At 70.7% G+C, this 24,533-nt stretch carries 22 protein-coding genes; 13 read left to right on the forward strand and 9 right to left on the reverse strand.

All coding sequences use genetic code 11. From position 1 onward, the window contains the following. Positions 1 to 47 precede the first annotated feature (47 nt). A complete protein-coding gene (locus ESP57_RS06925) occupies positions 48 to 1,598 on the reverse strand; it encodes an ABC transporter substrate-binding protein (protein WP_129231044.1) in 1,551 nt (516 codons plus the stop codon). 184 nt (positions 1,599 to 1,782) lie between these two features. Between ESP57_RS06925 and ESP57_RS06930 the strand changes: the two genes are divergently transcribed. The 4 genes from ESP57_RS06930 to ESP57_RS06945 all read left to right on the forward strand — a co-directional run bounded on the left by ESP57_RS06930 (position 1,783) and on the right by ESP57_RS06945 (position 7,794). After that, the gene (locus tag ESP57_RS06930) at positions 1,783 to 2,688 is read left to right on the forward strand and encodes a MurR/RpiR family transcriptional regulator (protein WP_056005160.1); all 906 of its coding nucleotides are present in this window, start codon (positions 1,783 to 1,785) and stop codon (positions 2,686 to 2,688) included. Continuing rightward, entirely contained in the window at positions 2,685 to 3,854 is a 1,170-nt protein-coding gene (locus ESP57_RS06935; RefSeq protein WP_129231045.1) for an MFS transporter, read from the forward strand. The genes ESP57_RS06930 and ESP57_RS06935 overlap by 4 nt, the downstream gene beginning before the upstream one ends. Beyond that, a complete protein-coding gene (locus ESP57_RS06940; RefSeq protein WP_115963330.1) occupies positions 3,851 to 6,742 on the forward strand; it encodes an FAD-binding and (Fe-S)-binding domain-containing protein in 2,892 nt (963 codons plus the stop codon). The genes ESP57_RS06935 and ESP57_RS06940 overlap by 4 nt, the downstream gene beginning before the upstream one ends. 128 nt (positions 6,743 to 6,870) lie before the next feature. After that, positions 6,871 to 7,794 carry an alpha/beta hydrolase gene (locus ESP57_RS06945; protein WP_129231046.1) on the forward strand — a complete coding sequence of 308 codons (924 nt, stop codon included), beginning with the start codon at positions 6,871 to 6,873 and terminating at the stop codon, positions 7,792 to 7,794. A 31-nt stretch (positions 7,795 to 7,825) separates the two neighbouring features. Here the strand turns inward: ESP57_RS06945 and ESP57_RS06950 are convergent, their stop codons facing one another. Then, on the reverse strand, positions 7,826 to 8,869 hold the full coding sequence (locus ESP57_RS06950) for an NAD(P)-dependent alcohol dehydrogenase (RefSeq protein ID WP_207904499.1): 1,044 nt from the start codon (positions 8,867 to 8,869) through the stop codon (positions 7,826 to 7,828). A gap of 102 nt (positions 8,870 to 8,971) precedes the next feature. Between ESP57_RS06950 and ESP57_RS06955 the strand changes: the two genes are divergently transcribed. Then, the gene (locus ESP57_RS06955) at positions 8,972 to 9,661 is read left to right on the forward strand and encodes a TetR/AcrR family transcriptional regulator (RefSeq protein WP_129231047.1); all 690 of its coding nucleotides are present in this window, start codon (positions 8,972 to 8,974) and stop codon (positions 9,659 to 9,661) included. 52 nt (positions 9,662 to 9,713) lie between these two features. On the opposite strand, the gene ESP57_RS06960 is transcribed toward ESP57_RS06955, so the two are convergent. From ESP57_RS06960 to lysA, 5 genes are all read right to left on the reverse strand, one after another. After that, the gene (locus ESP57_RS06960) at positions 9,714 to 11,306 is read right to left on the reverse strand and encodes an ABC-F family ATP-binding cassette domain-containing protein (protein WP_056005178.1); all 1,593 of its coding nucleotides are present in this window, start codon (positions 11,304 to 11,306) and stop codon (positions 9,714 to 9,716) included. Positions 11,307 to 11,504: 198 nt separating this feature from the next. Further along, positions 11,505 to 12,308, reverse strand: coding sequence for an amino acid ABC transporter ATP-binding protein (locus tag ESP57_RS06965; RefSeq protein ID WP_129231048.1), 804 nt, complete (start codon positions 12,306 to 12,308; stop codon positions 11,505 to 11,507). Beyond that, positions 12,305 to 13,282, reverse strand: coding sequence for an amino acid ABC transporter permease (locus tag ESP57_RS06970; protein ID WP_056005184.1), 978 nt, complete (start codon positions 13,280 to 13,282; stop codon positions 12,305 to 12,307). Before ESP57_RS06970 ends, ESP57_RS06965 begins: the two co-directional genes overlap by 4 nt. Further along, positions 13,279 to 14,214, reverse strand: coding sequence for an ABC transporter substrate-binding protein (locus ESP57_RS06975; RefSeq protein ID WP_129231049.1), 936 nt, complete (start codon positions 14,212 to 14,214; stop codon positions 13,279 to 13,281). Before ESP57_RS06975 ends, ESP57_RS06970 begins: the two co-directional genes overlap by 4 nt. Before the next feature lie 43 nt (positions 14,215 to 14,257). Continuing rightward, positions 14,258 to 15,568, reverse strand: a complete 1,311-nt coding sequence (lysA, locus tag ESP57_RS06980; protein WP_056005190.1) for a diaminopimelate decarboxylase — start codon at positions 15,566 to 15,568, stop codon at positions 14,258 to 14,260. A 145-nt stretch (positions 15,569 to 15,713) separates the two neighbouring features. On the opposite strand from lysA, the gene ESP57_RS06985 reads away from it, so the two are divergent. Both ESP57_RS06985 and ESP57_RS06990 read left to right on the forward strand, forming a co-directional pair. Then, positions 15,714 to 17,294, forward strand: coding sequence for a PucR family transcriptional regulator (locus ESP57_RS06985; protein ID WP_243648439.1), 1,581 nt, complete (start codon positions 15,714 to 15,716; stop codon positions 17,292 to 17,294). 79 nt (positions 17,295 to 17,373) lie between these two features. Then, entirely contained in the window at positions 17,374 to 18,408 is a 1,035-nt protein-coding gene (locus ESP57_RS06990) for an NADPH:quinone reductase (RefSeq protein WP_129231051.1), read from the forward strand. A gap of 37 nt (positions 18,409 to 18,445) precedes the next feature. On the opposite strand, the gene ESP57_RS06995 is transcribed toward ESP57_RS06990, so the two are convergent. Further along, positions 18,446 to 19,105 (reverse strand): LysE family translocator, encoded by a 660-nt coding sequence (locus ESP57_RS06995; RefSeq protein ID WP_243648440.1) that lies wholly within the window; start codon positions 19,103 to 19,105, stop codon positions 18,446 to 18,448. 102 nt (positions 19,106 to 19,207) lie between these two features. On the opposite strand from ESP57_RS06995, the gene ESP57_RS07000 reads away from it, so the two are divergent. After that, positions 19,208 to 19,660, forward strand: a complete 453-nt coding sequence (locus tag ESP57_RS07000; protein ID WP_115963357.1) for an Lrp/AsnC family transcriptional regulator — start codon at positions 19,208 to 19,210, stop codon at positions 19,658 to 19,660. Positions 19,661 to 19,778: 118 nt separating this feature from the next. Further along, positions 19,779 to 20,246 carry a VOC family protein gene (locus ESP57_RS07005; protein WP_129231052.1) on the forward strand — a complete coding sequence of 156 codons (468 nt, stop codon included), beginning with the start codon at positions 19,779 to 19,781 and terminating at the stop codon, positions 20,244 to 20,246. A 24-nt stretch (positions 20,247 to 20,270) separates the two neighbouring features. Here ESP57_RS07005 and ESP57_RS07010 read toward each other — a convergent pair whose 3' ends face one another. After that, complete coding sequence (locus ESP57_RS07010) at positions 20,271 to 20,705, reverse strand: nitroreductase family deazaflavin-dependent oxidoreductase (protein WP_165877400.1); 435 nt, start codon at positions 20,703 to 20,705, stop codon at positions 20,271 to 20,273. A 129-nt stretch (positions 20,706 to 20,834) separates the two neighbouring features. Here ESP57_RS07010 and ectB point away from each other — a divergent pair, with 129 nt between their 5' ends. From ectB to ESP57_RS07030, 4 genes are read left to right on the forward strand one after another with little or no spacing between them, the layout of a single operon-like run. Next, positions 20,835 to 22,109: a diaminobutyrate--2-oxoglutarate transaminase gene (ectB, locus tag ESP57_RS07015; RefSeq protein ID WP_129231054.1), complete on the forward strand. Its 1,275-nt coding sequence runs from the start codon at positions 20,835 to 20,837 to the stop codon at positions 22,107 to 22,109. A gap of 38 nt (positions 22,110 to 22,147) precedes the next feature. Beyond that, a complete protein-coding gene (locus ESP57_RS07020) occupies positions 22,148 to 22,927 on the forward strand; it encodes a DsbA family protein (RefSeq protein WP_129231055.1) in 780 nt (259 codons plus the stop codon). Further along, positions 22,924 to 23,802, forward strand: a complete 879-nt coding sequence (locus ESP57_RS07025; RefSeq protein WP_243648441.1) for a cytochrome c biogenesis CcdA family protein — start codon at positions 22,924 to 22,926, stop codon at positions 23,800 to 23,802. Before ESP57_RS07020 ends, ESP57_RS07025 begins: the two co-directional genes overlap by 4 nt. Next, the gene (locus ESP57_RS07030; protein ID WP_207904500.1) at positions 23,799 to 24,509 is read left to right on the forward strand and encodes a GntR family transcriptional regulator; all 711 of its coding nucleotides are present in this window, start codon (positions 23,799 to 23,801) and stop codon (positions 24,507 to 24,509) included. Before ESP57_RS07025 ends, ESP57_RS07030 begins: the two co-directional genes overlap by 4 nt. Positions 24,510 to 24,533: the final 24 nt, after the last annotated feature.

Below are 24,533 nucleotides of genomic sequence, written 5' to 3' on the forward strand. Positions count from 1 at the left end.
GCCGAACGGCGCGACGTGAGTGTGGGGACGCCGCGCCGTTCGGGGTCTTAGTTGACCGTCGTGGTGCGGAGGTACTGCAGCGAGCCGTTGGCCATGGGCGTGAAGCCCTGCACCTCGGACGACGCAGCGGTGTAGGAGTAGCTCGTGAAGAGCCAGACCCACGCGGCGTTGTCTTCGAGGTTCTCCGAGATCTGCGCGTAGATGTCCTTGCGCTCATCGGGGTCGGAGCTCTGCTTGCCCTCGGCGAACAGCGCGTCGAGCTCGGGAGAGCTGTAGCCGGCGACCTGGTTGAGGTTGCCCGTGCTCGTGAAGTAGCGGCCGTACATGCCGTCGGGGTCGGGGCGTCCGCCGTTCAGGGCAACGGCCGCGTCGAAGTCGGCGGCGATCCAGCGGTCGACGAAGGCGCCCGACTCGAGCACCTCGAGTTCGAGGGTGATGTTCGCCTCGGCCAGCTGCGCCTTCAGGTTCTGCGCCTCGTTGACGCTCGTCGCGTACTCGCCCTGCGAGACGATCGTCTTGATCGTCACGCCGTCGGACTTGCCGGCCTTGTCGAGGTACTCCGCGGCCTGGTCGAGGTCGCGCTCGGGGCAGGGCCGGGCGTCGGGATCGGAGCGGTACGCCGGCGACGTGATCGGGCCGGTCACCTCGCCCTCGCCGAGGGCGGCGGTGTCGAGCACCTCCTGGCGGTCGACGGCGCACTGGATCGCGAGGCGCACGTTGACGTCGGCGAGGTCGCCGCGGCGTGCGTTCAGCTGCAGTGCGTGATAGCTGAGCTGGGGCGTCTTCTCGACGGTGACGGTGCCGCTTTCGGCGGTCTGCGCGACGAGCGGGTCGTCGAAGACGGCGAGCTGCACGTTGCCCGACTGCATGGCCGAGACGATCGAGGACTCGTCGGGGATGACGCGGAACTCGACGGTGTCGAGCTTCGCGGCGTCGCCCCAGTAGGCGTCGTTCTTGGCGAGCGTCAGCGACTGGCTGGCCTTGCGGTCCTCGAGCACGAACGGCCCGGTGCCGTTCGGCGTCGTGTTGAGTTCGGCCTCGGTGTCGTCCGACGAGAGCATCGCCATGTTGATGACGGCGAGGTTCGCCGGCAGGGCGGCGTCGGGGGCGGTGAGCGTGAGCACGACGGTCTGCTCGTCGGGCGCCTCGATGGCGGCGACCGACGCGAGCGAGGTGCGCGAGACGGCGGCGGTCGCCTCGGCCTGGATGGCCTCGAGCGAGAACTTCACGTCTTCGGAGCCGAAGGTCGAACCGTCGGCGAAGGTGACGCCTTCGCGCAGCGTGAAGGTCACGGTGAGGCCGTCCTCCGACGCCTCCCACGACTCGGCGAGGCCGGGCACGACGTTGAGGTCGGCGTCGAACTCGGTCAGGGTGCCGTAGAGGTTCTGCAGCACGTTGACGGCCTGGAACTGGGTGGCCTTCCAGGGGAAGAGCGTGTCGGGGTCGCTCGTGACGCCGATGACGAGCGCGCCTCCGGCCGTGCCCTCGTCGGTCGGCGCGGGCTTCGCCGGGCTGCAGCCGGTGATCGTCAATGCGACGGCCGCTGCCAGGCCGACCGCTGCGAGGGCGCCGCGTACACCGCGGTTGCCTCCGTTCATGGGGGAACTCCTCAGGGCTATGTGCGCCTCGTCCGGGTGGTACTGCGCTGTGTGCGCCGGGTCGAAGAGCATCGGTGATCTCAGTAGGTCATAAAAGTACATCACATTGGCTAGGCGTGTAACAAAATTTCTTCTAGGGTGGTGTCAGCCCCCGACGGGTCATCGACAATCGACGAGGAGACTGATGCCCACTCACGAGCTCAGGGCCGACGAGCCCGGCCGTCGCCCGGTGCTCGTGCGCATCCGGGCGATCCTGCCCGAGCTGCGCCCGAGCGAGCAGCGCATCGCCTCGCTGTTCGTCGCGGAACCCGCGACGATCGCCGAACTCTCGATCGCCGAACTCGCCGCCCGCTGCGACACCTCGACCACCTCGGTCGTGCGCTTCTGCAAGCGGATGGGCTACGAGCACTTCAAGGACCTCCGCATGGATGTGCTCCGTGACGTCGCCCGTGAGACGTTCCAGGCGGCCGGGCTGCCGGAGATCTCGGGCGACATCGACCGCGACGACACGCTCGACGACATCGTGGCGAAGGTCTCGATGGCCGAGACGCTCTCGATCGCCGACACCGCGAAAGGGCTCGACATCGTCGCGCTGCAGGCCGCGGTCGACGCGGTCGGCACCTCCGCTCGCGTCGACATCTTCGGCGTCGGGGCGAGCTCGTTCGTCGGCCTCGATCTGCAGCAGAAGCTCACCCGCATCGGTCGCACGGCGCTGAACTGGTCGGACCCGCACGCCGCGTGGACCTCGGCGGCGACGCTGCGCCCCGGCACCGTGGCGATCGCCGTCTCGCACAGCGGCGGCACCGTCGACACGATCGAGTTCCTCGCGATCGCGCGCGCCTCCGGCGCCACGACGATCGCGATCACCAATCACGACCACTCCACGCTCGCAGAGCACGCCGACATCGTGCTGACCACCGCGGCTCGCGAGACCGGGTTCCGCTCGGGCGCGCTCGGCAGCCGCATCGCCCAGCTCATGGTCGTCGACTGCGTCTTCATCGGCGTCGCGCAGGCCAGCTACGACCAGTCGATGGAGGCGATCCGCAACACCTACGCGGCGGTGCACCACCTCCGCGCGCGCCGTCCGTGACCGCGTCGGTTCGAGGACTCTACGCCGCGTTCGCCGGCATGGGTGCGACCGCGGCGGCCATCCCCGCCGTGCTGCCGTCGGTCGAGCAGGTGGTCGGCGCATCCGTCGCGCCAGCGGTGCCCGCCCTCTTCGCCGGCCTGCTGGTCGGCGTGCTCGCGTCGGGCCTCGTGCTGCGTCGGGTGCGAGCCATGCACCTTGCGGCGATCGGATGCCTCGTGCAGGCGATCGCCCTCGGCGGTGCCGCCCTCGCCCCCACCGCACCGGCGTTCATCGCCTTCGCCGCACTCGCCGGCCTCGGGTTCGGGCTCACCGAGGCATCCGCGAGCGTCGCCTCGAAGGCCGTCTCGACGACCTCGACGGCCGCCATCCTCACCGCGCTCACGGCGACGGTCGCCGTGACCGCGGCGCTCACGCCCTTCCTCGTCGCTGCCGCGGCGGGCACCGGGCGGCCGCCGCTCGTGCTCCTCGTGGTCGCCGCCGCGCAGGTCGCCGCCGCCATCGCGCTCGTCGTCGGCGCGCGCGGCATCGCGGCGCCCGCCCCCGTCCACGGCGAGCGGCCACGCGGCCTTCGACGTGCGAGCCTGCTCGCCCTGCTTCCGCTCGCGATCGCGCTTCCCCTCTACGTCGGCGTCGAGACCGTCTTCGCCGGGTGGTCGGCCGTGATCCCCGCCGAGCTCCTGCAGGTCGACCCCGCCGCCGCCGCGATCGGCACCTCGGTGTTCTGGGCACTCATGGCGGTCGGCCGATTCGTCTCGTCGGCGATGCTGCGGAGCGGGGTCACCACGCGGACCGCCCTGCTCATGGGCCTCGTCACCGCCGCCGCGATGCTCGCCCTCGCCGCCGCCGTCACGCCGACGGCCCCGACGTTCGGCCTGGTCGCCATCGCCGTCGCGGTGATCGGGCTCGCCCCGACCTACGCGCTCACGGTCGGCCTCGCGCTCGATCGCCTCGACGACGCCGAAGCGACGAAGGCGACCGGCGTGCTCGTCGCCTGCGGGGCGGCCGGCGGCAGCATCGTCCCCGCCGCGATCCTGTTCTTCACCGACGACCCCACCGCCCCCGCGACCTTCATCGCGACCGCCGTCATCTGCGTGATCGCCGCCGCGCTGTCGGCGATCCGCGTCGGCACCATCAGTCCAGCCGCCACAGGAAGCCGCACCGCATGACCGCGCCAGCCACCGCCAACCGCTCCGCCGTCGACCCCGGCGACACCCGTCTCGCCGCCGGCCTCCGCTTCGCGCTCGACGCCGCAGCCTCGGTCTCGACTCTCTCGCCTCCATCGAAGGCCCCGGCGGCCCCGGAGGTCTCAGTCACCGAGTTCGATCGCATCGTCGCGGGAGTCGACGCCTCGCACGTGCTGCTGACGCCGTCCGCCGTGGTCACGCCTCGCAGCATCGAGCAGGTCGCGGCGGTGCTCGGCTTCGCGGCCGAGACGGGGCTCGGGGTCACCGTGCGCTCGGGCGGCACGAGCCTCTCGGGCCAGGCCGCGACGGAGGGAATCCTGCTCGACACGCGCACCGCGTTCCGCCGCATCCAGGTCGAGGCCGGCGGCGACCGCGTGCGGGTGCAGCCCGGCGCGACGGTGCGACAGGTCAACGCCCGGCTGCTCCGCCACGGCCGAAAGCTCGGGCCCGACCCTGCCAGCGAGATCGCCGCGACCATCGGCGGCGTGATCGCCAACAACTCGAGCGGCATGGCCTGCGGCACGCATCACAACAGCTACCGCACGCTCGCCGCCCTGACGTTCGCGCTGCCGAGCGGCACCGTCGTCGACACCTCCGCGCCCGATGCCGACCGCCGCCTCGTCGACGCCGAGCCGGCGCTGCACGCCGGCCTCGCCCGCCTCCGCGACCTCGTGCGCAGCCGCCCCGACCTCCGAGCCGAGATCGAGCGGCAGTATCGCGGCAAGAACACGATGGGCTACGGCCTGAACTCCTTCCTCGACTTCACCGAACCCGTCGAGATCCTCGCGCACCTCATGGTCGGCAGCGAGGGCACGCTCGGCTTCCTCGCCGAGGCGGTCTTCGACACCGTGCCGATCGCCTCGAGCATCGCCACGGCGCTCGTCGTGTTCCCCTCGCTCGACGCGGCCACCGGCATCCTGCCGGTCCTCGTCGACACGGGCGCCGCCACGCTCGAGCTGATGGACGCGGCGTCGCTCCGCGTGATCCAGGCCGACCCCGCGGCATCCGGCATCATCGACGACGTCGTGGTCGACGGGCACGCCGCGCTGCTCGTGGAGTACCACGGACGCGACGACGACGACCTCGCCGAGCAGCTCGCCTTGGCCGCCGCAGCCCTCGCGGCCGCCGGCGCACCCGCGCTCGACGTCACCCGCGACCCGAAGGAGCGAGCCCGGCTCTGGCACTTCCGCAAGGGCCTGTATGCGGCGATCGCCGGCGCCCGTCGACCGGGCACCACCGCGCTGCTCGAGGACATCGCGGTGCCCGTCGAGCAACTGGCGGCGACCTGCGCGGCCCTGCAGACCCTCTTCGACCGCCACGGCTACGCCGACGCGGTCATCTTCGGGCACGCGAAGGACGGCAACATCCACTTCCTCCTCACCGAGGACTTCACCGCCGCCGATGCGATCCCCCGGCAGGAGCGGTTCACCGAGGAACTCGTCGACCTCGTGCTCGGCGCCGGCGGCACGCTCAAGGCCGAGCACGGCACGGGTCGCATCATGGCGCCGTTCGTCGAACGCCAGTTCGGCCCGGAGCTCTACGGGATCATGCGCGAGGTCAAGGCGCTCTGCGACCCCGCCGGCGTGCTGAATCCCGGCGTGCTGCTCACCGACTCGCCGACCGCGCATCTCGAGCACCTGAAGCTCACGCCCGAGGTCGAGTCCGAGGTCGACCGCTGCGTCGAGTGCGGCTACTGCGAGCCCGTCTGCCCGAGCAAGGACGTCACGATCACCCCGCGTCAGCGCATCGCCGTGCGCCGAGCGCGAGCCGCGGCGAGGGCGGCGGGTGACACCGGCCTCGACGCTCGCCTCGCAGCCGCAGAAGAGTACGCCTCGGTCGAGACCTGCGCCGCCGACGGCATGTGCCAGACGGCGTGCCCCGTGATGATCAACACGGGCGACCTCGTGCGGCGCCTGCGCGAACAGGAGGCGAACGGGCCGACCCGCACGATCGCCGCAGGTCTCGCGAAGACCTGGGCGCCGGTATCGAGGGGCGCCGCGCTCGCCCTCACCGCGGCGAAGGCCGTGCCGCCGATCGCGGCGGCGGCGAGCGCGGCCGGGCGAGCGGTGCTCGGTACCGACGTCGTGCCGCAGTGGACGGGCGACCTGCCGCGCGGCGGGGCGAAGCGCGCGCACGTCTCGGCGTCGAACGGCGACGTCGTCTTCTTCTCGGCCTGTGTCGGCTCGATGTTCGGCCCGGCCGACGACGGCATCGGCGCGGCATCCGCGTTCCGCCTGCTCTGCGAGCGGGCCGGCGTCGAGCTCGTCACGCCCGCCGGCATCGACGGGCTGTGCTGCGGCACGCCGTGGAAGTCGAAAGGCCTCGCAGCCGGCTACGCGACGGCGATCGAGAAGACGGTGCGCGCCCTGCTCGCCGCGTCCGACGGCGGGCGCCTGCCGATCGTCTGCGACAACTCCTCGTGCACCGAGGGCCTCGTGCACGCGCTCGAGAACGTCGGGGAGCTCGACGGCGCACCCGTCTCGCTCCGCATCGTCGACGCGGTCGACTTCGCGGCCGAGCGGCTGCTCCCCACCCTCGACGTCGGCGAGCGGCTCGACTCCCTCGCGCTGCATCCGACGTGCTCGAGCACGAGGCTCGGCTCGAACGACCACCTCCGCGAACTCGCGAACGCAGTGGCCGTCGACGCGGTGGTTCCGGATGCCTGGGGCTGCTGCGCCTTCGCGGGCGACCGCGGCATGCTCCACCCCGAACTGACGGCCTCGGCGACGGCCTCCGAGGCCGCGGAGCTCGCCGAACGCGCCTTCGACGCGCACGCCTCGTGCAACCGCACGTGCGAGATCGGCATGACGCGCGCGACGGGCGAGTCGTACGTGCACATCCTCGAACTCCTCGAGCGCGCGACCCGCTGAGCGAGGTGCTGCTGCGCACGCTCGTGTTCGGACGCTGATCGGGTGATGGACGCTGTCGAGGCGCGCAGCAGCGCTCTCGGACACTGTTGTCCGGTTGCCGGTACTGTGGTGCAGGCTTGCTCAGGTCGATGAAGGGACTGTCCGTGGATCTTCAGCTCGTGCTTCCGGAATTGCGCGAGCCGATGAGGCGTGCGCAGGTGTCGGCGCCGCGCTGGCTTGTACGGATCGCGGTACGCCTGCTGCGTGTGCCGACCTCGAATGCCGTCCGCGTGACGAACGAGCGGACTGGATCGACCCGGATCCGGGTCTACCAGCCGACGAGTGCGCACAGCGGCGCCGCGCTGTTGTGGATTCATGGCGGCGGCCTGCTCTTCGGTGACGCGAAGCAGGACGAGGCGCTGTGCCTGTCGACGGCAGAGCAGCTGGGGATCGTGATCGTGTCGGCGAACTACCGATTCGCCCCGGAACATCCCTTCCCCGCGGCCCACGACGATGTACTGACTGCCTGGTACTGGCTCCTCGCACACGCGAAGGAGCTGCGGGTCGACCCGGAGCGCATCGCCATCGGCGGCGAGAGCGCCGGTGCGGGGCTCGCGGCAGGACTGGTCCAACGGATCCACGACGAGGGCGAGGCGGCGCCGTGCGGGCAGTGGCTCTTCGCGCCGATGCTCGATGACCGCACGGCCGCGCGACGGGAGCTGGATGCCCTGCAGCACTTCGTGTGGGACAACGAGGCGAATCGGGAAGGCTGGTCCGGATACCTCGGCACCGCGCCGGGCGCCGCAACCGCCCCGCCGTATTCCGTTCCCGGCCGCCGCATCGACGTCTCCGGCCTCCCGCCGGCCTTCATCACGTGGGGCGACATCGAACTGTTCGCGGAGGAGGACCGCGCCTACGCCGACGCACTGCGGGACGCGGGTGTGCCGGTGACGACGGACGTCGTCACGGGTGCGCCGCATGGATTCGAGAACTGGGCGCGGGACGCGCCGTCCGCGAAAGCCCTCGTGAAGCGCGCGCAGGAGTGGTTGCGCACCGTCACCGCCCCTGCGTGATCGTGAATCCGATCACGGCTCCGCCGACGGCTCACCCGACCCGCAGCACCACGCTCCCCCGCTTGCGACCGGTGTCGACGTAGCGGTGCGCCTCGACGATCTGGTCGAGGTCGAAGGCGCGGTCGACGACCGGCCGCAGCTCTCCCGATTCGGCGAGCGCAGCGAGCCGCTCCATGCCGTCGCGGCCCATGCGACCGCCGCGGTGGTCGACCACGAGGCCGCTCCGGCGCGCCTGCCCACCGGCGGCCAGCATGCCGGGCAGGTCGGCGATGACGAGCAGGAGCGCGCCGCCCGGCCGGAGCAGGTGCGCGACGCGGCCGAACGGCGCATTGCCCACGCACTCCACGATGACGTCGTAGCGGCTGTCGTCGACGGAAGCACCTGACCCGGAGCCCGCCGCGAAGTCCTCGCGCGTGTAGTCGACGATCTCGCTCGCACCGAGCGAGCGCACGAGGTCGGCGTTCCGACCGCTCGTCACCCCCGTCACGTGCGCACCCCTGTCGGCGGCGAGCTGCACGACGGCCGAGCCCACCGCGCCCGATGCGCCGTTCACGAGCACCCGGCCGCCCGGCCCGATGGTCACGCCGTCGAGGTAGCGCAGCGCGGTGTGCCCGCCGAAGACGATCGCGGCCGCTTCGTCGAACGAGAGGTTCGCGGGCTTCGGCGCGACCTCGCCGTCGGCGTCGACCACCACGAACTCCGCGTGGCATCCCATGCGCGCGCCGCGCATCACGATGACCTCGTCGCCGGGAGCGAACCGGGTGACGCCGTCACCGACGCCCTCGACGATGCCCGCGGCGTCCATGCCGAGCACGGGCTTCCTGGGCCGGAAGACGCCGATGACCGGCGCGACGACGAGGCCGAGGCCCCGCGGCACGCTGCGACTCCGCAACCGATGGTCGGCGATGCTCACCGTCGAGGCGCGCACGCGCACGAGGAGTTCACCGGGCCCGGGCTCGGGCCTCGGCACCTCGGCGACGCGCACGACCTCGGGTCCGCCGAAGCGCGCGGCGACCGCGGCACGCATGGTGGTTCGGGCGGCGGATGTCGCCGGCTTCAGTGATTCGGTGAACACGAGCAGCTCCCTTACGTTGTAAGACTTACGCCGTAAGATACGCTGTCGACGCGTCGGCGTCCAGTCCCCGGGGACGATTGCCTGACGTTGTAAGGTGAAGGCATGCCGCAGCGGTCCGTCGCACGCCCCCAGCTCACTCGCGAGAGCGTGCTGCAGGCCGCGCTGCAACTCGCCGACCGCGACGGCATCGAGGCCCTCACGATGCGCGCCCTCGCCGAGCAGCTCGGCGTCGAGGCGATGTCGATCTACTACCACCTGCCCAATAAAGACGCGATCCTCGACGGCCTCGTCGAGGTCGTCTTCGCCGAGATCGAGCACGAGGTCGGCGGCTTCCCGCCTCCGCCCGCGACGGATGCCTCGAGCTGGGCGCCGACCCTCCGCGAACGGATCCTCGGTGCCAGGCGCGTGCTGCTGCGGCATCCGTGGCTGCCGAACGTCATGAACGCTCGCGGCGCCTCAGGACCCAACGCCATGCGCCATGTCGACGGCGTCGTCGGGATCATGCGCGCCGGCGGCATGTCGCACGACCTCATCCACCACTCGCTGCACGCGATCGGCAGCCGCATGTACGGCTACGTGCAGGAGCTCAGCGACGACGGTGCCACCCCGGCACCTGTCGAACTCGAGCAGCTGGCCGCGCTCGCACCGCATCTGGCCGCGATGCTCGCCGAGGTCGTGCACGACGATCCCGACTCGACGCTCGGCTGGTGCGACGACCAGACGGAGTTCGAGTTCGGGCTCGACCTGCTGCTCGAAGGGCTCGAGCGCCGGCTGGCGGCGCAGCCCGCCTGAGCCGAAGGTCTCGATACGCTCCTTCGTCGATACTCAACCGGCGGGGCCGGCCTCAGAGCGCCCCGGTCGCCGCCGTCTCGAGCACGGTGGGAGTGCCGTCGAAGACGAGCAGCCGGTCGGCGAGCTTGTCGACGAAGAAGCGGTCGTGGCTGACCACGATGACCGCGCCCGGGAAATGCGTGAGCGCCCGCTCCATGACCTGCGTCGAGGTGATGTCGAGGTGGTTCGTCGGCTCGTCGAGCACGATCACGGCAGCTCCCGAGAGCAGGCACTGCGCGATCGCGACGCGGGCGCGCTGACCGCCCGAGAGCGTGCCGATCTTCTGCTTCAGGTCGGCCTCAGAGAACTGCAGCATCGCGAGGAACCGGCCGACGCTCTTCTTCGTCGCCGTGAAGGCGAGCGAGTCGGGGTAGGCGTTGACCGCGTGCCCGACCGTGTCCTCGAGGTCGAGCTCGGCGTAGACCCGGTTGTACGAGACGTACCGTGCACCCTTGGCCCAGCGCACCGTGCCGAAGTCGGCCTCGGTCTCGCCCGTCAGCACGTCGAGCAGCGTCGACTTGCCCGAGCCGTTCGAGCCGAGCACGGCGACCCGGTCACCCCGGCGCAGGTCGAACGAGAGGCCTTCGAAGAGCGGCGCTCCCCCGAAGCTCTTCGTGAGCCCGGTGACCGTGAGCAGGTCGTTCGAGACCCGCAGCCCCTCGTAGATGCCCGTGATGATCTGGTCGATCGGGCGCGGCGCCTGCCGCTTCTTGATGTCGGCGAGCCGGCGGGCGACCGCGTTCGACGGGTTGCGGGCGGCCTCGCGGCGGGCGGCCGACGCAGCCTGCTCGTAGGCCAGCAGTTCCTCTTCGTGGGCGAACTGCTTCTCGAGCATCTTCAGGCGCGACTGCTTCGCGTGCACGTACGCCGAGTAGTCGCCGTCGTACTCCTGCAGGCGGTAGTTCTCGAGCTCGATGATGCGGGTGACGACCCCGTCGAGGAACTGGCGGTCGTGCGAGACCACGAGCACGGCGCCCGCGAAGCCCGAGAGCCAGTTCTCGATCCACTTCACGCCGTCGAGGTCGAGGAAGTTCGTCGGCTCGTCGAGCAGCAGCACGTCGGGCGACTGCACGAGGATCTGCGCCAGGGCCGCGCGGTTGCGCCATCCGCCCGACAGGCGTCCGACCGAGAGAGCGCGGCGCTCCTCGTCGAAGCCGAGGCGGGTGAGCACCGTGTCGATCGTGGTCTCGTAGGTCCATCCGCCGATGTGATCCATGCGTTCGAAGAGCTCGCCCTGCTCGGTGAGCAGCCGGGTCATCGCGTCATCCGCCATCGGCTCGGCGAGCGCCATGCCGATCTCATCGAGTCGGGCCTGCGTCTCGTGCACCTGCGCGAAGTGCCCGCTCAAGAGCTGCTGGATGCTCTGCTCGCCGTCGAGCTCCGAGAACTGCGAGAAGTACCCGATCGTGGTGCCGAGGGTGACATCCCGCGTGCCGCCGCTCGGCTCGCTCCGGCCCAGCACGACTTCGAGCAGGCTCGTCTTGCCGGTGCCGTTCTTGCCGATGAGGCCGACCCGGTCGCCCTGCTTGAGCTTCAGGAACGCCTCCTTCAGCACCGGGCGCCCGTCGAACTCGATGCTGACGTCGTTCAGGCGGATGAGGCTCACGAGTGTCCTTGCGGTGAAGAGGAGAGGTTCGGCGAGACGGATGCCTCGAGCCGCGCGCCAACTCTACCGACGCCGCCTGAGCGGCCGGCCCGTGCAGAGGAGCACGGGCCGGCCGCGAGGCTGCTTGTGGGTGCCGGGCGCTTGACCACTTGCGCGAGGGCTCCATCTCCGGCGCGCACGCCGGCGCCCCCGCCGCGACTACCGCACGCTCTCGAGGAAGTTCCGCGTTCGCTGGCGTTGCGGGCCGTCGAGCACGTCCTCCGGCCGGCCCGACTCGACGACCACGCCGCCATCCATGAACACCACCTGGTCGGCCACGCCTCGTGCGAAGCCGATCTCGTGGGTCACGACGATCATGGTCATGCCGTCGTTCGCGAGCTCGCGCATCACATCGAGCACGTCACCCACCAGTTCGGGGTCGAGGGCGCTGGTCGGCTCGTCGAACAGCATCAGCTTCGGATCCATCGCGAGCGCGCGGGCGATCGCGACCCGCTGCTGCTGCCCGCCCGACAGCTGGGCCGGATAGTGAGCGGCGAAGTCCGCGAGCCCGACGCGGTCGAGCAACTGCTTCGCCCGGGTCTTGGCCTGCGTCCGCGGGCGCCCCGCGATCCCGATGGGGGCTTCGATGATGTTCTCGAGCGCCGTCATGTGCGGAAACAGGTTGAACCGCTGGAACACCATGCCGATGCCGCGTCGCTGGCGGGCGATCTGGCGCGGCGTCATCTCGTGCGCGTTGTGGCCCGACTGGCGGTAGCCGATGAGCTCGCCGTCGACGATGATGCGACCACCGTCGATCGTCTCGAGGTGGTTGATGCAGCGCAGCAACGTGCTCTTGCCCGACCCCGACGGGCCCAGCAGCACCGTCACCGTGCCGGCCGGCACCGCGAGGGAGACATCGCGCAGCACTTGGTGAGCGCCGAAGCTCTTGCGTACGCGCCGGATCTCGACGAGCGGGATGGGAGACGTCCTCGTGGAGTGCTCCACCGGAAGGATGATGCTCATATGACGCTGACCGCCTTGGTCTCCGGCGCCGGCGCGACGCCGGGCCGACGGTTGGCGAATGCACGACGCATCCGCTGCAGGGGGGTGGGCGGCAGGGCGCGGGAGGTGCCCCGGCCGTACCGTCGCTCGAGGTAGTACTGCGGAATCGAGAGCACGCTCGTCATGAGCAGGTACCAGAGGCTCGCGACGATCAGCAGCTCGACCTGCTTGAGGTTCTGCGACGAGATGACGGTCGCCTGCGTGTAGATCTCGAGCACCGCGATGACCGAGAGCAGCGAGGTGTTCTTCAGCATCGAGATCGTCTCGTTGCCCATCGGCGGGATGATCACGCGCATCGCCTGGGGCAGCAGCACCCGACGGAACGTGTAGAGCGGCGACATCCCGAGCGAGTACGCGGCCTCGCGCTGGCCCTCGTCGACCGACAGCATGCCGGCCCGCACGATCTCCGACGAGTACGCCGCCTGGTTCAGTGTCAGCGCGAGGAGCCCTGCCACGAATGCGGTGATGAGCTGGTTGGTGTCGACCTGCCAGAAGACCACGGCGGTGAACGGGATGCCGAGCGCGAGCTTCTCGTAGAGGAGGCCGAGGTAGCCCCAGAGCACGATCTGCACCAGGAGCGGGGTACCGCGGAACACCCAGACGTAGAACCACGCCACCGTCGACAGCACGGGATTCGACGACAGCCGCATCGCGGCGATGACGATGGCCAGCACCGTCGAGACCAGCATCGAGATCAGGGTGATGAGCAGGGTCAGGGCGACGCCCTCGAGGATTCGCTGATCGAAGAGGAACTCGCCGATCGCAGCGAAATCGATGTTCGGGTTGGTGAGCACGGAGTACAGGAATGCCGAGGCGAGCAACAGCACGAGCGCCGCGCTGATCCATCGCCATGGCCGTCTCAACGGGATGGCCACGACATCGTCGTCGGTGGCGTCCTCCCCGAGCTCATTGCGGGTCTGCTCCAGGGCGGTCACTGATCCGACCCCTGGTTCACCTCGGCCGAGTCGACCGCGTACGCGCCGATGTTGTTGCGCTCGAGCACCTGCTGGTACGTACCCTCGTCGATGAGCGCCTGCAACGCCTGCTGGATCGCATCGATGAGCTCCGTCTCGGCCTTCAGCACGCCGATGCCGCTGTACACCGGATTGAAGCCGGCCGGGTTCTCGGGGTCGCGCACCACGTCGAACGCGTCGCCGTCGTCCGTGGTGGCGGCCACGTACTCGGCGACCACGGCGTCGGCCACGTAGGCGTCGCTCTTGCCCGCCCGCAGCGCCGTCTGGGCATCGAGGTCGGAGGGCAGCTCGGTGACGACCACCGGGTCGGACCCGCACTCCGTCGCCCGCAGGAGGTCTCCCTGCACGGTCGCCTTCTGCACCGAGACCGTCATGCCGCAGAGGTCGGTCTGCGTCGTGATGCCGTCGGGATTGCCGGCCGGCACGAGGATCGCGAAGCCGCCGTGCGTGTAATCGATGAAACTCACCGTCTCCTGGCGCTCAGGGGTGTCGTTCATGCCGCTCATGATGATGTCGTTCTTGCCGGCCTGGAGCGAGGGGATGACCGAGTCGAATGCCTGCTTGTTGAGGGAGACGTCGATGCCGAGCTTCTGCCCGAGGAGTCGTCCGAGTTCGGGGTCGAAGCCGATCGCGCGATTCGAGTCGTCGTACATGGCCATCGGCGGGAAGGGGATGTCGACGGCGATGTCGAGACGCCCCTTCTCGGCGATCGCGGAGGGCAACAGCTCGGTCAGTGTCGTGTCGACCGTGGTCGAGATCTCATCGTCGATCGGCAGGTCGGGCCCGGCTGCCGCGGCCTCACCGGAACCGGTGATGGCGGAGCATCCGCTGAGGAGCAGGGCGCCGGCGGCCAGTGCTGCTGCTCCGAGGAATGTGTTGGTGCGTGCCTTCATGTGACTTCCTTGTCGTCGGGGGTACTCGGGTGGAAGGTGCTGGTCAGACGAGCACGCCGGCTCGCGCCGGAGCGTGCGTCGCGAGCAGGTCGGCGTACGTCTCCCGGCGCGTCACGAGCCTCGCCTCACCGTCGCTGACGAAGACGATGGCGGGCTTCAACGCGCCGTTGTAGTTGTTCGACATCGTGTACGCGTAGGCGCCGGTCGCCGTCATCGCCACGAGGTCGCCGACGTGCGCGGGCGGCATGGGTGCGCCGTCGACCAGCAGGTCGCCCGATTCGCATTGGCGCCCGACGAGCTGCACGCTCTCGGACCACGGCTCGAGCAGTCGATCGGCGAGCAGCGCCTCGTAGCGCTGCTGCGTGAGGGCGATGTCCATCTGATCGGCCAGGCCGCCGTCGACGGCAACGAAGGTGCGCCCGGTGCGCTTGACCGAGGTGACGCGGTAGAGCGTGACCCCCGCCCGGGCGACGATCGACCGGCCGGGTTCGATCATCAGGCGTGAGCCTGCGGGGAGGTGCTCCCGCGCAGCAGCGACGATCGCATCGAGGTACGACTCCACGCTCGGCGCCTGCTCGTCGTAGGTGTAGCTGACGCCGAGCCCCCCGCCGACGTCATAGGTCGAGAACGTGCCGACGGTCGAGATCTTCCCGACGGCCTCGGCGAACTGCGCCGTGTCGAGGATCTGCGATCCGATGTGCAGGTGCACCCCCACGAACTCCATCAGCGGGTGCGCCTGCATGCGGGCGATGGCGCGCTCGGCCTGGTCCATCGGGAGTCCGAACTTCGACCCCGATCCACCCGTGGCCTGCGAGACGTGCGTCTTCGCCTCGACGCCCGGGATCACGCGCAGCAGCAGGCGCTGCGGGCGCACGAGGATCCGTTCGAGGCGGTCGAGCTCGTCGTCGTTGTCGACGATGATCGTGCCGATGCCGGCGTCGACGGCCATCTGCAGCTCGGCATCGGTCTTCGCGTTGCCGTGGAAGTACAGGCGTGCCGGGTCGACGCCGGCGGCGAGCGCGAGCTGCAGCTCTCCGCCGCCCGCGATGTCGATCGAGAGCCCTTCCTCGTGCGCGAGGCGGTACATGCCGACCGCCGGCAGTGACTTCGAGGCGAAGAGCACCTCCGAGTCGGGCCAGCGCTCGCCGAGTCCGTCGATGAAGCGACGGATCTGGCGGCGCAGGCCGACCTCGTCGTAGACGTGCAGCGGGGTGCCGAATCGCTCGGCCAGTTCGGTCACGGCGACTCCGCCGATCTCGAGCACGCCATCGCCGCTCGCGGTCGCCTCCTCCGGCAGGATCCGCCAGAGTTCGCCGAGGCGGGTGCCGTTGGGTGCGGGTCGGGTCGGGGTCATCATTCCTCCTTCAGCGCCGCGAATCGCGTTCGCCGGGGCCAGCCTAGAAACTTCGGGCTCGCCTGTGGTTGGCGATTTCGGATAGCTTTGCGCCATGGATGCAGCGAAATCTCCAATCCAAACGCCTCGTCCGCCCGGCGCCCGCGTGAGCCTCGTCGAGCTCGTCGAGCAGTTGGGGCCTCGTACGCTCACTGCGATCGGCCCGCTGGGCGACCGGGTCGCCGTCACCGGCACCGAGTTCCTCGACGTCGCCGATGAGGTGACGGATGCCTCGGGCACGCTCCTCCTCGCCCCATCGACCGCTTCGCTGAGCACGGCACGCATCGGCGCACTCGCGGCCGCTGCTGCCGAGCACGGTGCCGCTGGGATCGCATTGAAGTGCAGCGCCGAGCGGATGCCGGCGCTGGCCGCGATCGCCGACTCCACCGGGCTCGCACTTCTCCGCGTCGCCGACCGCATCAGCTGGCGCCTCCTCGACGCCCAGCTCACCCACCTGCTCGGAGAGGCCGACACGGTGCTCGCGGCCCCGCAGGACCGTGGCGCAGAGCCGTTGTTCGCCATCGCGAACGAACTCGCCGAGTTCTTCGGCGGGTCGGTCGCGATCGAGGACCTGAGTCGCAACATCCTCGCCTACTCCTCGGTGCCGGGGCAGGTGATCGACGCGCTGCGCACCCACGGCATCCTGGCCCGGCAGGTTCCGGCATCCCCCTACAACGACGACCAGTACCGCACCGTGCTGCGGTCCGACCGGCCGATCAGCTACCCGCGCCTGGGTGACGAGGAGCCGCGGGTGGCCTTCGCGATTCGGGCAGGCGCCCTGCCGCTCGGCAGCATCTGGGCGATCGACGCGTCGGGGGCAGCACGTCTCACCGAGGAGCAGCAGCGCCGCATGCGGCACGCGAGCGCCCTCGCCGGGGCCCACCTGCTCGACGATCTCCGAGTGCACGCGACGAATCAGCGCCCGCGCGAGGATCGGCTGCGCACGTTGCTGACGGGCATCGATCTGACCGGAACCGAGTTCGCCGAACTCGGCATCCCCGAGGAGCGCGGTGCCGCGCTGCTCGCGTTCGACGTGCCGGGAGCCGGGCCGACGACCATCGCCCAGTTGCGCTCGACCGTCATCCGCCATCTCGCGCTGCAGCGCCCCGATGCGGTCGCAGTGCCGCATCGAGGCCGGGTCTACACGCTGTTCGCCGCAAGCTCGGTCGACGAGGCCGTGGGCGTTGCGACGCCGCTGCTGCCGCTCGTCGATCGGTTGGTCGGCGATGGCACCCGAGTCGCCGTCGCCGGGCCGGCTCACCGTTCGGGCGACGTCGCCGGTGCTCGCGAGCTCGCCGATCGTCTGCTCGAGGCCGCCGACCGCAGCATCGATCCGTCGACGTCTCGCATCGTCACGGCATCGAGTCTGCGGCCGATCCTCGTGGTCGAACGCGTCGCGAGGCTGTTCGCCTCGGCCGATGAGCTGCGCGACCCCGCGGTCGACGTCGTGCAGGCCTCCGATCAGACGCGGCCGATCGCCGAGACGCTGCTCGTCTGGCTCGAGTGCTTCGGCAACATCGCGCAGACCGCCGCCAGGCTCGGCGTGCACGAGAACACCGTGCGCCACCGCCTGCGCCGCGCGAGCGAGGCGCACGGCATCCGCACCGAACGCGCCGACCAGCGACTCGCGCTGTGGCTCCAGCTGCGCGCGAATCTCCACGGCGCCGGCCCCGCAACGGACGGTTGAGCCGACAGCCGACCGGTTCGCCGTCGAGCACGCCCGGCACGTTCGGAAGGTTCTCGCCGCCCGGCGCGTTGCCCACTGCATGAGAGCGATCGCGTATGCCAAGACCGGGGAATCGTCCGTGCTGCACCTCGTCGAGCGGGAGGCGGCCGAACCCGGCGCCGGTGAAGTGCGAGTGCGCATCGCCGTGTCGGGTGTCAACCCGACCGACTGGAAGGCGAGGGTCGGTTCGCAGCCGGGCGCTGCAACACCGTTCGCGGAGGTCGTGCCGAACCAGGACGGCGCCGGCGTCGTCGACGCCGTCGGCCCCGGCGTGGACGGGCTCGTGGTCGGCGACCGGGTCTGGGCCTACCTCGCCGCGCACGAGCGACCATCGGGCACCGCGCAGCAGTTCGCGGTGCTGTCGGCCGAACACGTGGTCCCGCTGCCCGATGCCGCGAGCTTCGACCTCGGCGCCTCACTCGGCGTGCCCGCCATGACGGCGCACCGCGCGCTCACCGTCTCCGAGGAGGGTCCGTCCCGGCTGGGTCCCGGCGCGCTCGACGGCCGCACCGTGCTCGTGGCCGGTGGCGCGGGCGCCGTCGGACACGCCGCCATCCAGCTCGCCCGCTGGTCGGGAGCCACGGTCATCACGACCGTGAGCTCGCCTGAGAAGTCCGCGCTCGCGACCGCGGCCGGGGCCCACCACGTCGTGAACTACCGCATCGACGACGCCGCCGCCGCGATCCGCGCGATCGCCCCGCACGGCGTCGACCAGGTCGTCGAGGTATCGCCCGCCCGCAATGCCGCGCTGAACGCGAGCGTGATCGCGAACCACGGGACGATCGCCGTGTACGCGACCGACGGCGGCGCCGAGATGACCCTCGACGTGCGCCGGCACTTCGCGCTCAACGTTCGCTACCAGTTCCTGCTGCTCTACACCGTCGGCCAGGATGCCCTCTCTGCTGCCGCGGAGGACATCGGTCGTGCCCTCGCCGACGGCGCGCTGCCCGTGGGCGAGGACGCCGGCCTGCCGATCACGCGCTTCCCGCTCGAGCGCACGGCCGAGGCGCACGACGCCGTCGAGGCGGGCACCGTCGGCAAGGTGCTCATCGACGTCGATCGCGGAATCGGCTGATCCTTCCCGCGGCGAGCGGGGCTCAGCCGAGACGCGCTCAGCCGAGCAGGTGCGACAGCTGCTCGACGACGAGCACCACTGCGAGCACGACCATCGCGGCGCCCGAGATGCGGGAGACGAGACGCATGGCCGACGGCCGGGCGCGCAGCACCGTGCGAGCGCCCATGCCCACGACGAAGTAGACGAGCGCGCAACTGCCGACGAAGATGAGGCCGAGCACGGCGAGCTGCACCGGGATCGGCCAGTCTCCCGCGGCATCCGTGAACTGCGGCAGCAGCACGACGAGCACGAGCAGGCCCTTCGGGTTCAGGCCGCTGACGCCGGCGCCCTGCACGAGTCGGAGCCACGGCGGTGTCGTCGCTCCCACGCCGACGACGCCAGACGCGCCGGACACTCCGGACACTCCGGCGACCGCGGCAGGCGGCTCGACGAGCACCCGCACACCGAGGTACAGCAGGTACGCCGCGGCTGCGAATGTCAGCCCGATGAGCACCCACGGCATGGCCGCCACAGCGGCACCCACCCCGACCGCCACCGCGACGACCGCGGCGAGGTAGCCGATGAGGATTCCGGAGAGCGCCGGCAGGATGCTGCGATCGCGCAGGCCCGAGGCGATGATGTACGCCCAATCAGGGCCGGGCACGAGCACCATGAACGTCATCATCGCCCAGCAGGCGAGCAGCAATTGCGTGTTCACGGCGGCCTCCTCTCGACGGATACGAAGAATGTAGGCGCCATGCACCAGAAGCCGCTGCCGAATTCACCCCGGACCACGCCGCCTCGTGGAACAATTCACCCCATGGATGCCATCGATCGGAAGATCCTTGCCGAACTGCAGCAGGACGGGCGCCTGAGCCTCACCGACCTCGCCGCCCGCGTGCAGCTGAGCATGTCGCCGACCCACCGACGGCTCCACGCGCTCGAGGCATCCGGAGCCATCTCGGGCTACCGCGCGGTCATCGATCCGGAGGTGGTCGGGCTCGGCTTCGGCGCGCTCGTGTTCGTCACGATGGACCAGGCGAATCGGGCGACCATCCCCGCGTTCGACGCCGCGGTCGCCGAGATCCCCGAGGTGATCCAGGCGCTGCGCCTCTTCGGCGACCCCGACTACCTGCTGCGCGTCGCCGTGCCCGACCTGCCGGCGTACCAGCGCCTCTGGGATGAACGACTCTCGGCGCTGCCGGGCGTGCGCCGGGTCGAGTCCACCCTGGTCATGAAGACGATCGTCGACGACCGTCCGCTGCCGATCTGACGGGCCGGCGCGGCCCGGCGCGGCCCGACGCAGGACGACGAGAACCGCCCCTCGACGCCGTCGGCCGGTCGGCGTACCGTGGCCGTCGAAGCGACAGCCCCGAACGAGGAGGTTCCCGATGGCCGAGCTCTCACCCATCCAGCCGTGCCTGTGGTTCGACGAGCAGGCGCGCGAGGCGATGACGTACTACGTCGAGGTCTTCCCGAACTCGCGCATCACCCGCATCGACGAGTACCCCGACGAGTCACTCGACGAGCACTTCGTCGGCATGACCGGCAAGGTGCTGAACGGCCAGTTCACGCTGAACGGCGTCGACTTCGTCTGCCTCGACGGCGGGCCGCTCTTCGAGTTCAACGAGTCGGTCTCGTTCGTCGTCTCCTGCGCCGACCAGGACGAGATCGACTACTACTGGTCGAAGCTCTCGCATGTGCCCGAGTCGGAGCAGTGCGGCTGGTGCAAGGACCGCTTCGGCGTCAGCTGGCAGGTCATTCCGGCGAACATGGGCGAACTGACCCGGCGGCCCGAGCAGATCCAGGTGATGATGCGGCAGAAGAAGGTCGTGATCACCGAGCTCGAGAACGCCTGAGCCGTCGGATGCCGCGGCTCGCCGTCATCGATCGGGTACGACGTCTCGTCGTTCGGCTGCCCCGTTCGCGCGAGTGAGCACGATCGCAGCGGGAAAACGCCCGACGACCCTGCGGAACACTGGTTTCGACAGCGCAGCCGCCTCCGCGGGCTCGACCAGCCTGGGGTCGGTCGCCCGATGGTCGCGCCCCTTCCACGCGATCGTCGCTTCGCCCGCGACGAGCACATTGCGCGCCCAGTTGGTCTTCGCTCCCCACGGCAGGCCGATGAGGAAGAGGCTCCCCGACACCGTCGGCACGAGCGCGATCGGCGTCGCATACGCGGTGCCGCTGCGACGTCCGCGATGGTGGATGATCCCCCAGAGAGGCATCCATCGACGCCCGGCGAGCACCCGGGCGAGCGGCTCGCTCGCCCGCACCGCCCACCGGGGCGGCCCTTTCCTGCGGCCGGAATCGCTCACGACCCCAGCATCCGCTCTCCGGGCGGATTCCGCACCCGCGATCTCCGCGCCCTGCGGCCGCACCGGGCGCCCAGCCGGACGATCTAGGCTCGAAGCACCGTCACCGAACTGCAGAAGGAGCATGCCGCCATGAGCGACGCCGCGAACCTCGACGTCTTCGACCGCCGCGAGTCGGAGGTGCGCGGGTACGTCCGCGCGTTCCCCACGGTCTTCGACCGTGCGAGCGGCTCCACCCTCGTCGATGCAGACGGCCGCGAGTACCTCGACTTCTTCGCCGGCGCCGGTGTGCTTAACTACGGCCACAACAACCCCGTGTTCACCCGTGCGCTCATCGAGTACCTCGAGCGCGACGGCATCATCCACGGTCTCGACATGGCCACCTCGGCCAAGCGCGCGTTCATCGAGGCGTTCGAGCAGTACGTGCTCGCGCCCCGAGGACTCGACCACAAGCTGCAGTTCACCGGACCGACCGGCGCCAACGCCGTCGAGGCGGCCCTGAAGGTCGCGCGCCAGGCCACCGGCCGCACCAACGTCGTCGCGTTCACGAACGGATTCCACGGGCTGAGCGTCGGCGCCCTCGCCGCGACCGGCAACAGCACGTACCGCGAGGCCGCGGGCATGCCGCTCGACAACGTCACCCGCCTGCCGTTCGACGGGTACCTCGGGGCGGAGATCGACACCCTCGACCTGTTCGAGAAGATGCTCGACGACCCCGGATCCGGCCTCGACCTGCCCGCCGCCGTCATCGTCGAGGCCGTGCAGGGCGAGGGCGGCATCAACGTCGCGACCGTACCGTGGCTCCAGCGCCTGCGAGCCCTGACCGCCGACCGCGGCATCCTGCTCATCCTCGACGAGATCCAGGCGGGCGTCGGCCGCACCGGCACGTTCTTCGCCTTCGAGGCCGCGGGCATCGTGCCCGACATCGTGACCGTGTCGAAGTCGATCTCGGGCTCCGGCCTGCCGATGTCGCTCGTGCTGCTGCGCCCCGAGGTCGACGTCTGGAAGCCCGGCGCCCACACGGGCACGTTCCGCGGCAACAACCTCGCCTTCGTCTCGGCGCGCGTCGCCCTCGAGACCTACTGGGCCGACGCCGCATTCACCGACGGTGTGGCGGCGAAGTCGGCGCTGCTGCGGACAGAGCTCGACGCCATCGCCGCCGAGCACCCCGAGCTCGGTCTCGCCCCGCGCGGCCGAGGTCTGATGTACGGCCTCGCCTGCGACGGCGACCGCACGCTCGCCGGCCGCATCTCGAAGGAGGCCTTCACGCGCGGACTCGTCATCGAGACCTCGGGTGCGTTCGACGAGGTGCTGAAGTTCCTCCCCGCGCTCACGATCACCGAAGACGAGCTGCGCGCCGGCCTCGCGATCGTGCGCGAGAGCCTCGACGCGGTGCTCGCAGCCTGACAGCCCGGTCTGGGATTCAACATGTATCCTAGGCCGCGATGTCGAACTCCCCTGCACCGAAGCCAGTCCACCCGCTCGCGCGCAAGCTCCGCCTCGCGCGCATCCTGAACGTCGTGCTCGGCGCCGTGACGGCGTTCCTCCTCGTCGTCGTGATCGCGCAGTCGGTGCCGAATGCCGGGCAGGCTGCAGCCGGCGGCGCGACGCAGACACCCGCGGCCGGCGAAGCGGGCGCGGGCGAGAACACGTCCGGCTCGGGCACCGGCTCCGAGCTCGCGAAGCGAGACCCGAACGACCCCCTCGCGATCGGCGATGTCGACGCCCCCATCGTGCTCGTCGAGTGGGCCGACTTCCGCTGCCCCTTCTGCGCGGTCGTCACGAACCAGACCCTGCCGACGATCTTCGACGAATACGTCGAGCAGGGCCTCGTGCGCTACGAATTCCGCGACGTCGCATTCTTCGGCGACGAGTCGGTCGACGCCGCCGTCGCGGCGCGGGCCGCCGGCGAGCAGGGCAGGTTCCCCGAGTACCTCGAGGCCGTCTTCGCCGCCGCGCCCGAGAAGGGCCACCCCGACATGCCGCGCGAGAAGCTCATCGGCTTCGCCGCCGAGGCCGGCGTGCCCGACCTCGCGAAGTTCGAGCAGGACCTCGATCGCGCCGACCTCCGCGATGCCGTGCTCGCCAGCACGGCGGAGGCGCAGAAGCTCGGCGTCACGAGCGTGCCGTTCTTCGTCGCCGGCGACCAGGCGATCGCCGGTGCGCAGCCGATCGAGAACTTCCGCGCCCTCCTCGACGAGCAGCTGGCCGCGGCGGGCGAGTGATCGACCTCGGGCTCGCGGGGGCACTCGTCGGAGGCATCCTCACCCTGCTGAGCCCGTGCTCGGTGATGCTGCTGCCGGCGTTCTTCGCCTACGCCTTCACGAGTCCGAGCCGGTTGATCGCCCGCACCGGCGTCTTCTACCTCGGCCTCATCACGACGCTCGTGCCGATCGGCGTGCTCGCCGGCACCGTCGGCGCCTTCGTCAGCACGAACCGCACGATGCTCGTCACGGTCGCCGCGATCGTCATCATCGTGCTCGGCGCCGTGCAGCTCAGCGGCATCCCCTTGCCGGCGTTCACGCGCAGCGGGGCGACAGAGGGCACCGGCGTGGCATCCGTGTACCTGCTCGGCACCGTGTACGGACTCGCCGGAGTCTGCGCCGGCCCGCTGCTCGGCAGCGTACTGGCGCTCGCCGCCCTCGGCGGGCAACCGCTGTACGGCGGCATCGTGCTCGCCGTCTTCGCCCTCGGCATGACCGTGCCGCTCTTCGTGCTGGCCTTCGCATGGTCGCGGTCGCCGCGCCTCCGCGGCCTGCTGCGCCCCCGCACGGTGCGCATCGGACGCTGGACCAACACCTGGACGCAGGTCGTCGGCGGCCTGCTCGGCATCGGCATCGGCGTGCTGCTCATCGTCACCGAGGGCACCGCCTCGCTCGGCGGCGTGCTCGGCGCCTCGCAGCAGTTCGCGGTCGAGAGCTGGGTGCTCGAACGAACCGCCGGGGTCTCCGACCTCGTCGTCGCGGGTGTCGCGATCGCCGCACTGGCGGCCGCCTGGGGCATCCACCGGTGGCGGCGCGGCACGGCACGGCGAGCGGATGCCTCGCGCCACGGCTCCCCCGCGGCATCCGTGGCCGCGCCTGAAGGCGACGCCTCGTGACGCTCACCGCGCACGAGACCGGGGCAGCGGATGCACCGGCGCCGACGCCGCGCCATGATGGTGGGATGCCGACCGTCGACAGCGCAGCAGAGCGCGCCCGCACCGCGATCCGCGCCGGGATCCTCGACGGCACCCACCGGCCCGACACGATGCTCAGCGAGAACGAGCTCGCCGCCGAGCTCGGCATGAGCCGCACCCCCGTGCGGGCGGCGCTCACTCGCCTCCAGGACGAGGGCTGGATCACCATCTACCCGAAGCGCGGCGCGCTCGTGCGCTCGCTCAGCGACGGGGAGATCGCCGACCTCGCCGACGCACGGCTGATCCTCGAGTCAGCCGGGGTGCATCGGGCCGGCACGGAAGCCCGTCGCGCGCTCGCCGACCGGCTCGAGCCCGGCCTCGACGCGCAGCGCGCCGCGCTCGAAGCGCGCGACCTCGACGGCTTCGTCACGCTGACGATCGCGTTCCACCGCTCGTTCGTCGAGGCGGGGGGCAATCGCACCCTCGCCGAGATCGGCGACCGGCTCACCGCGCGACAGCGCCTGCTGCTGAGCGCCCACCGCGATGCGCTCTTCGAGCGATCCGACCAGGTCATCGACGAGCATCGCGCCCTCGTCGAACGCCTGCGCGCCGACGACCCGGCCGGCTTCGCCGAGGCCCTGCGCGCCCACCTCATGGAGACGCACGGACCCGAACTCGGCCCGATCTGACGGGCGCGCGATCCGACCGGCGCC

This window comes from Agromyces fucosus (assembly GCF_004134865.1).
Classification (GTDB): domain Bacteria; phylum Actinomycetota; class Actinomycetes; order Actinomycetales; family Microbacteriaceae; genus Agromyces; species Agromyces fucosus.

Coding starts and splice junctions, on each gene's coding strand:
- ESP57_RS06925 (WP_129231044.1), bottom strand. CDS start 1,598: ATGAACGGAGGCAACCGCGGTGTACGCGGCGCCCTCGCAGCGGTCGGC.
- ESP57_RS06930 (WP_056005160.1), top strand. CDS start 1,783: ATGCCCACTCACGAGCTCAGGGCCGACGAGCCCGGCCGTCGCCCGGTG.
- ESP57_RS06940 (WP_115963330.1), top strand. CDS start 3,851: ATGACCGCGCCAGCCACCGCCAACCGCTCCGCCGTCGACCCCGGCGAC.
- ESP57_RS06945 (WP_129231046.1), top strand. CDS start 6,871: ATGAAGGGACTGTCCGTGGATCTTCAGCTCGTGCTTCCGGAATTGCGC.
- ESP57_RS06955 (WP_129231047.1), top strand. CDS start 8,972: ATGCCGCAGCGGTCCGTCGCACGCCCCCAGCTCACTCGCGAGAGCGTG.
- ESP57_RS06965 (WP_129231048.1), bottom strand. CDS start 12,308: ATGAGCATCATCCTTCCGGTGGAGCACTCCACGAGGACGTCTCCCATC.
- ESP57_RS06975 (WP_129231049.1), bottom strand. CDS start 14,214: ATGAAGGCACGCACCAACACATTCCTCGGAGCAGCAGCACTGGCCGCC.
- lysA (WP_056005190.1), bottom strand. CDS start 15,568: ATGACCCCGACCCGACCCGCACCCAACGGCACCCGCCTCGGCGAACTC.
- ESP57_RS06990 (WP_129231051.1), top strand. CDS start 17,374: ATGAGAGCGATCGCGTATGCCAAGACCGGGGAATCGTCCGTGCTGCAC.
- ESP57_RS07000 (WP_115963357.1), top strand. CDS start 19,208: ATGGATGCCATCGATCGGAAGATCCTTGCCGAACTGCAGCAGGACGGG.
- ESP57_RS07005 (WP_129231052.1), top strand. CDS start 19,779: ATGGCCGAGCTCTCACCCATCCAGCCGTGCCTGTGGTTCGACGAGCAG.
- ectB (WP_129231054.1), top strand. CDS start 20,835: ATGAGCGACGCCGCGAACCTCGACGTCTTCGACCGCCGCGAGTCGGAG.
- ESP57_RS07020 (WP_129231055.1), top strand. CDS start 22,148: ATGTCGAACTCCCCTGCACCGAAGCCAGTCCACCCGCTCGCGCGCAAG.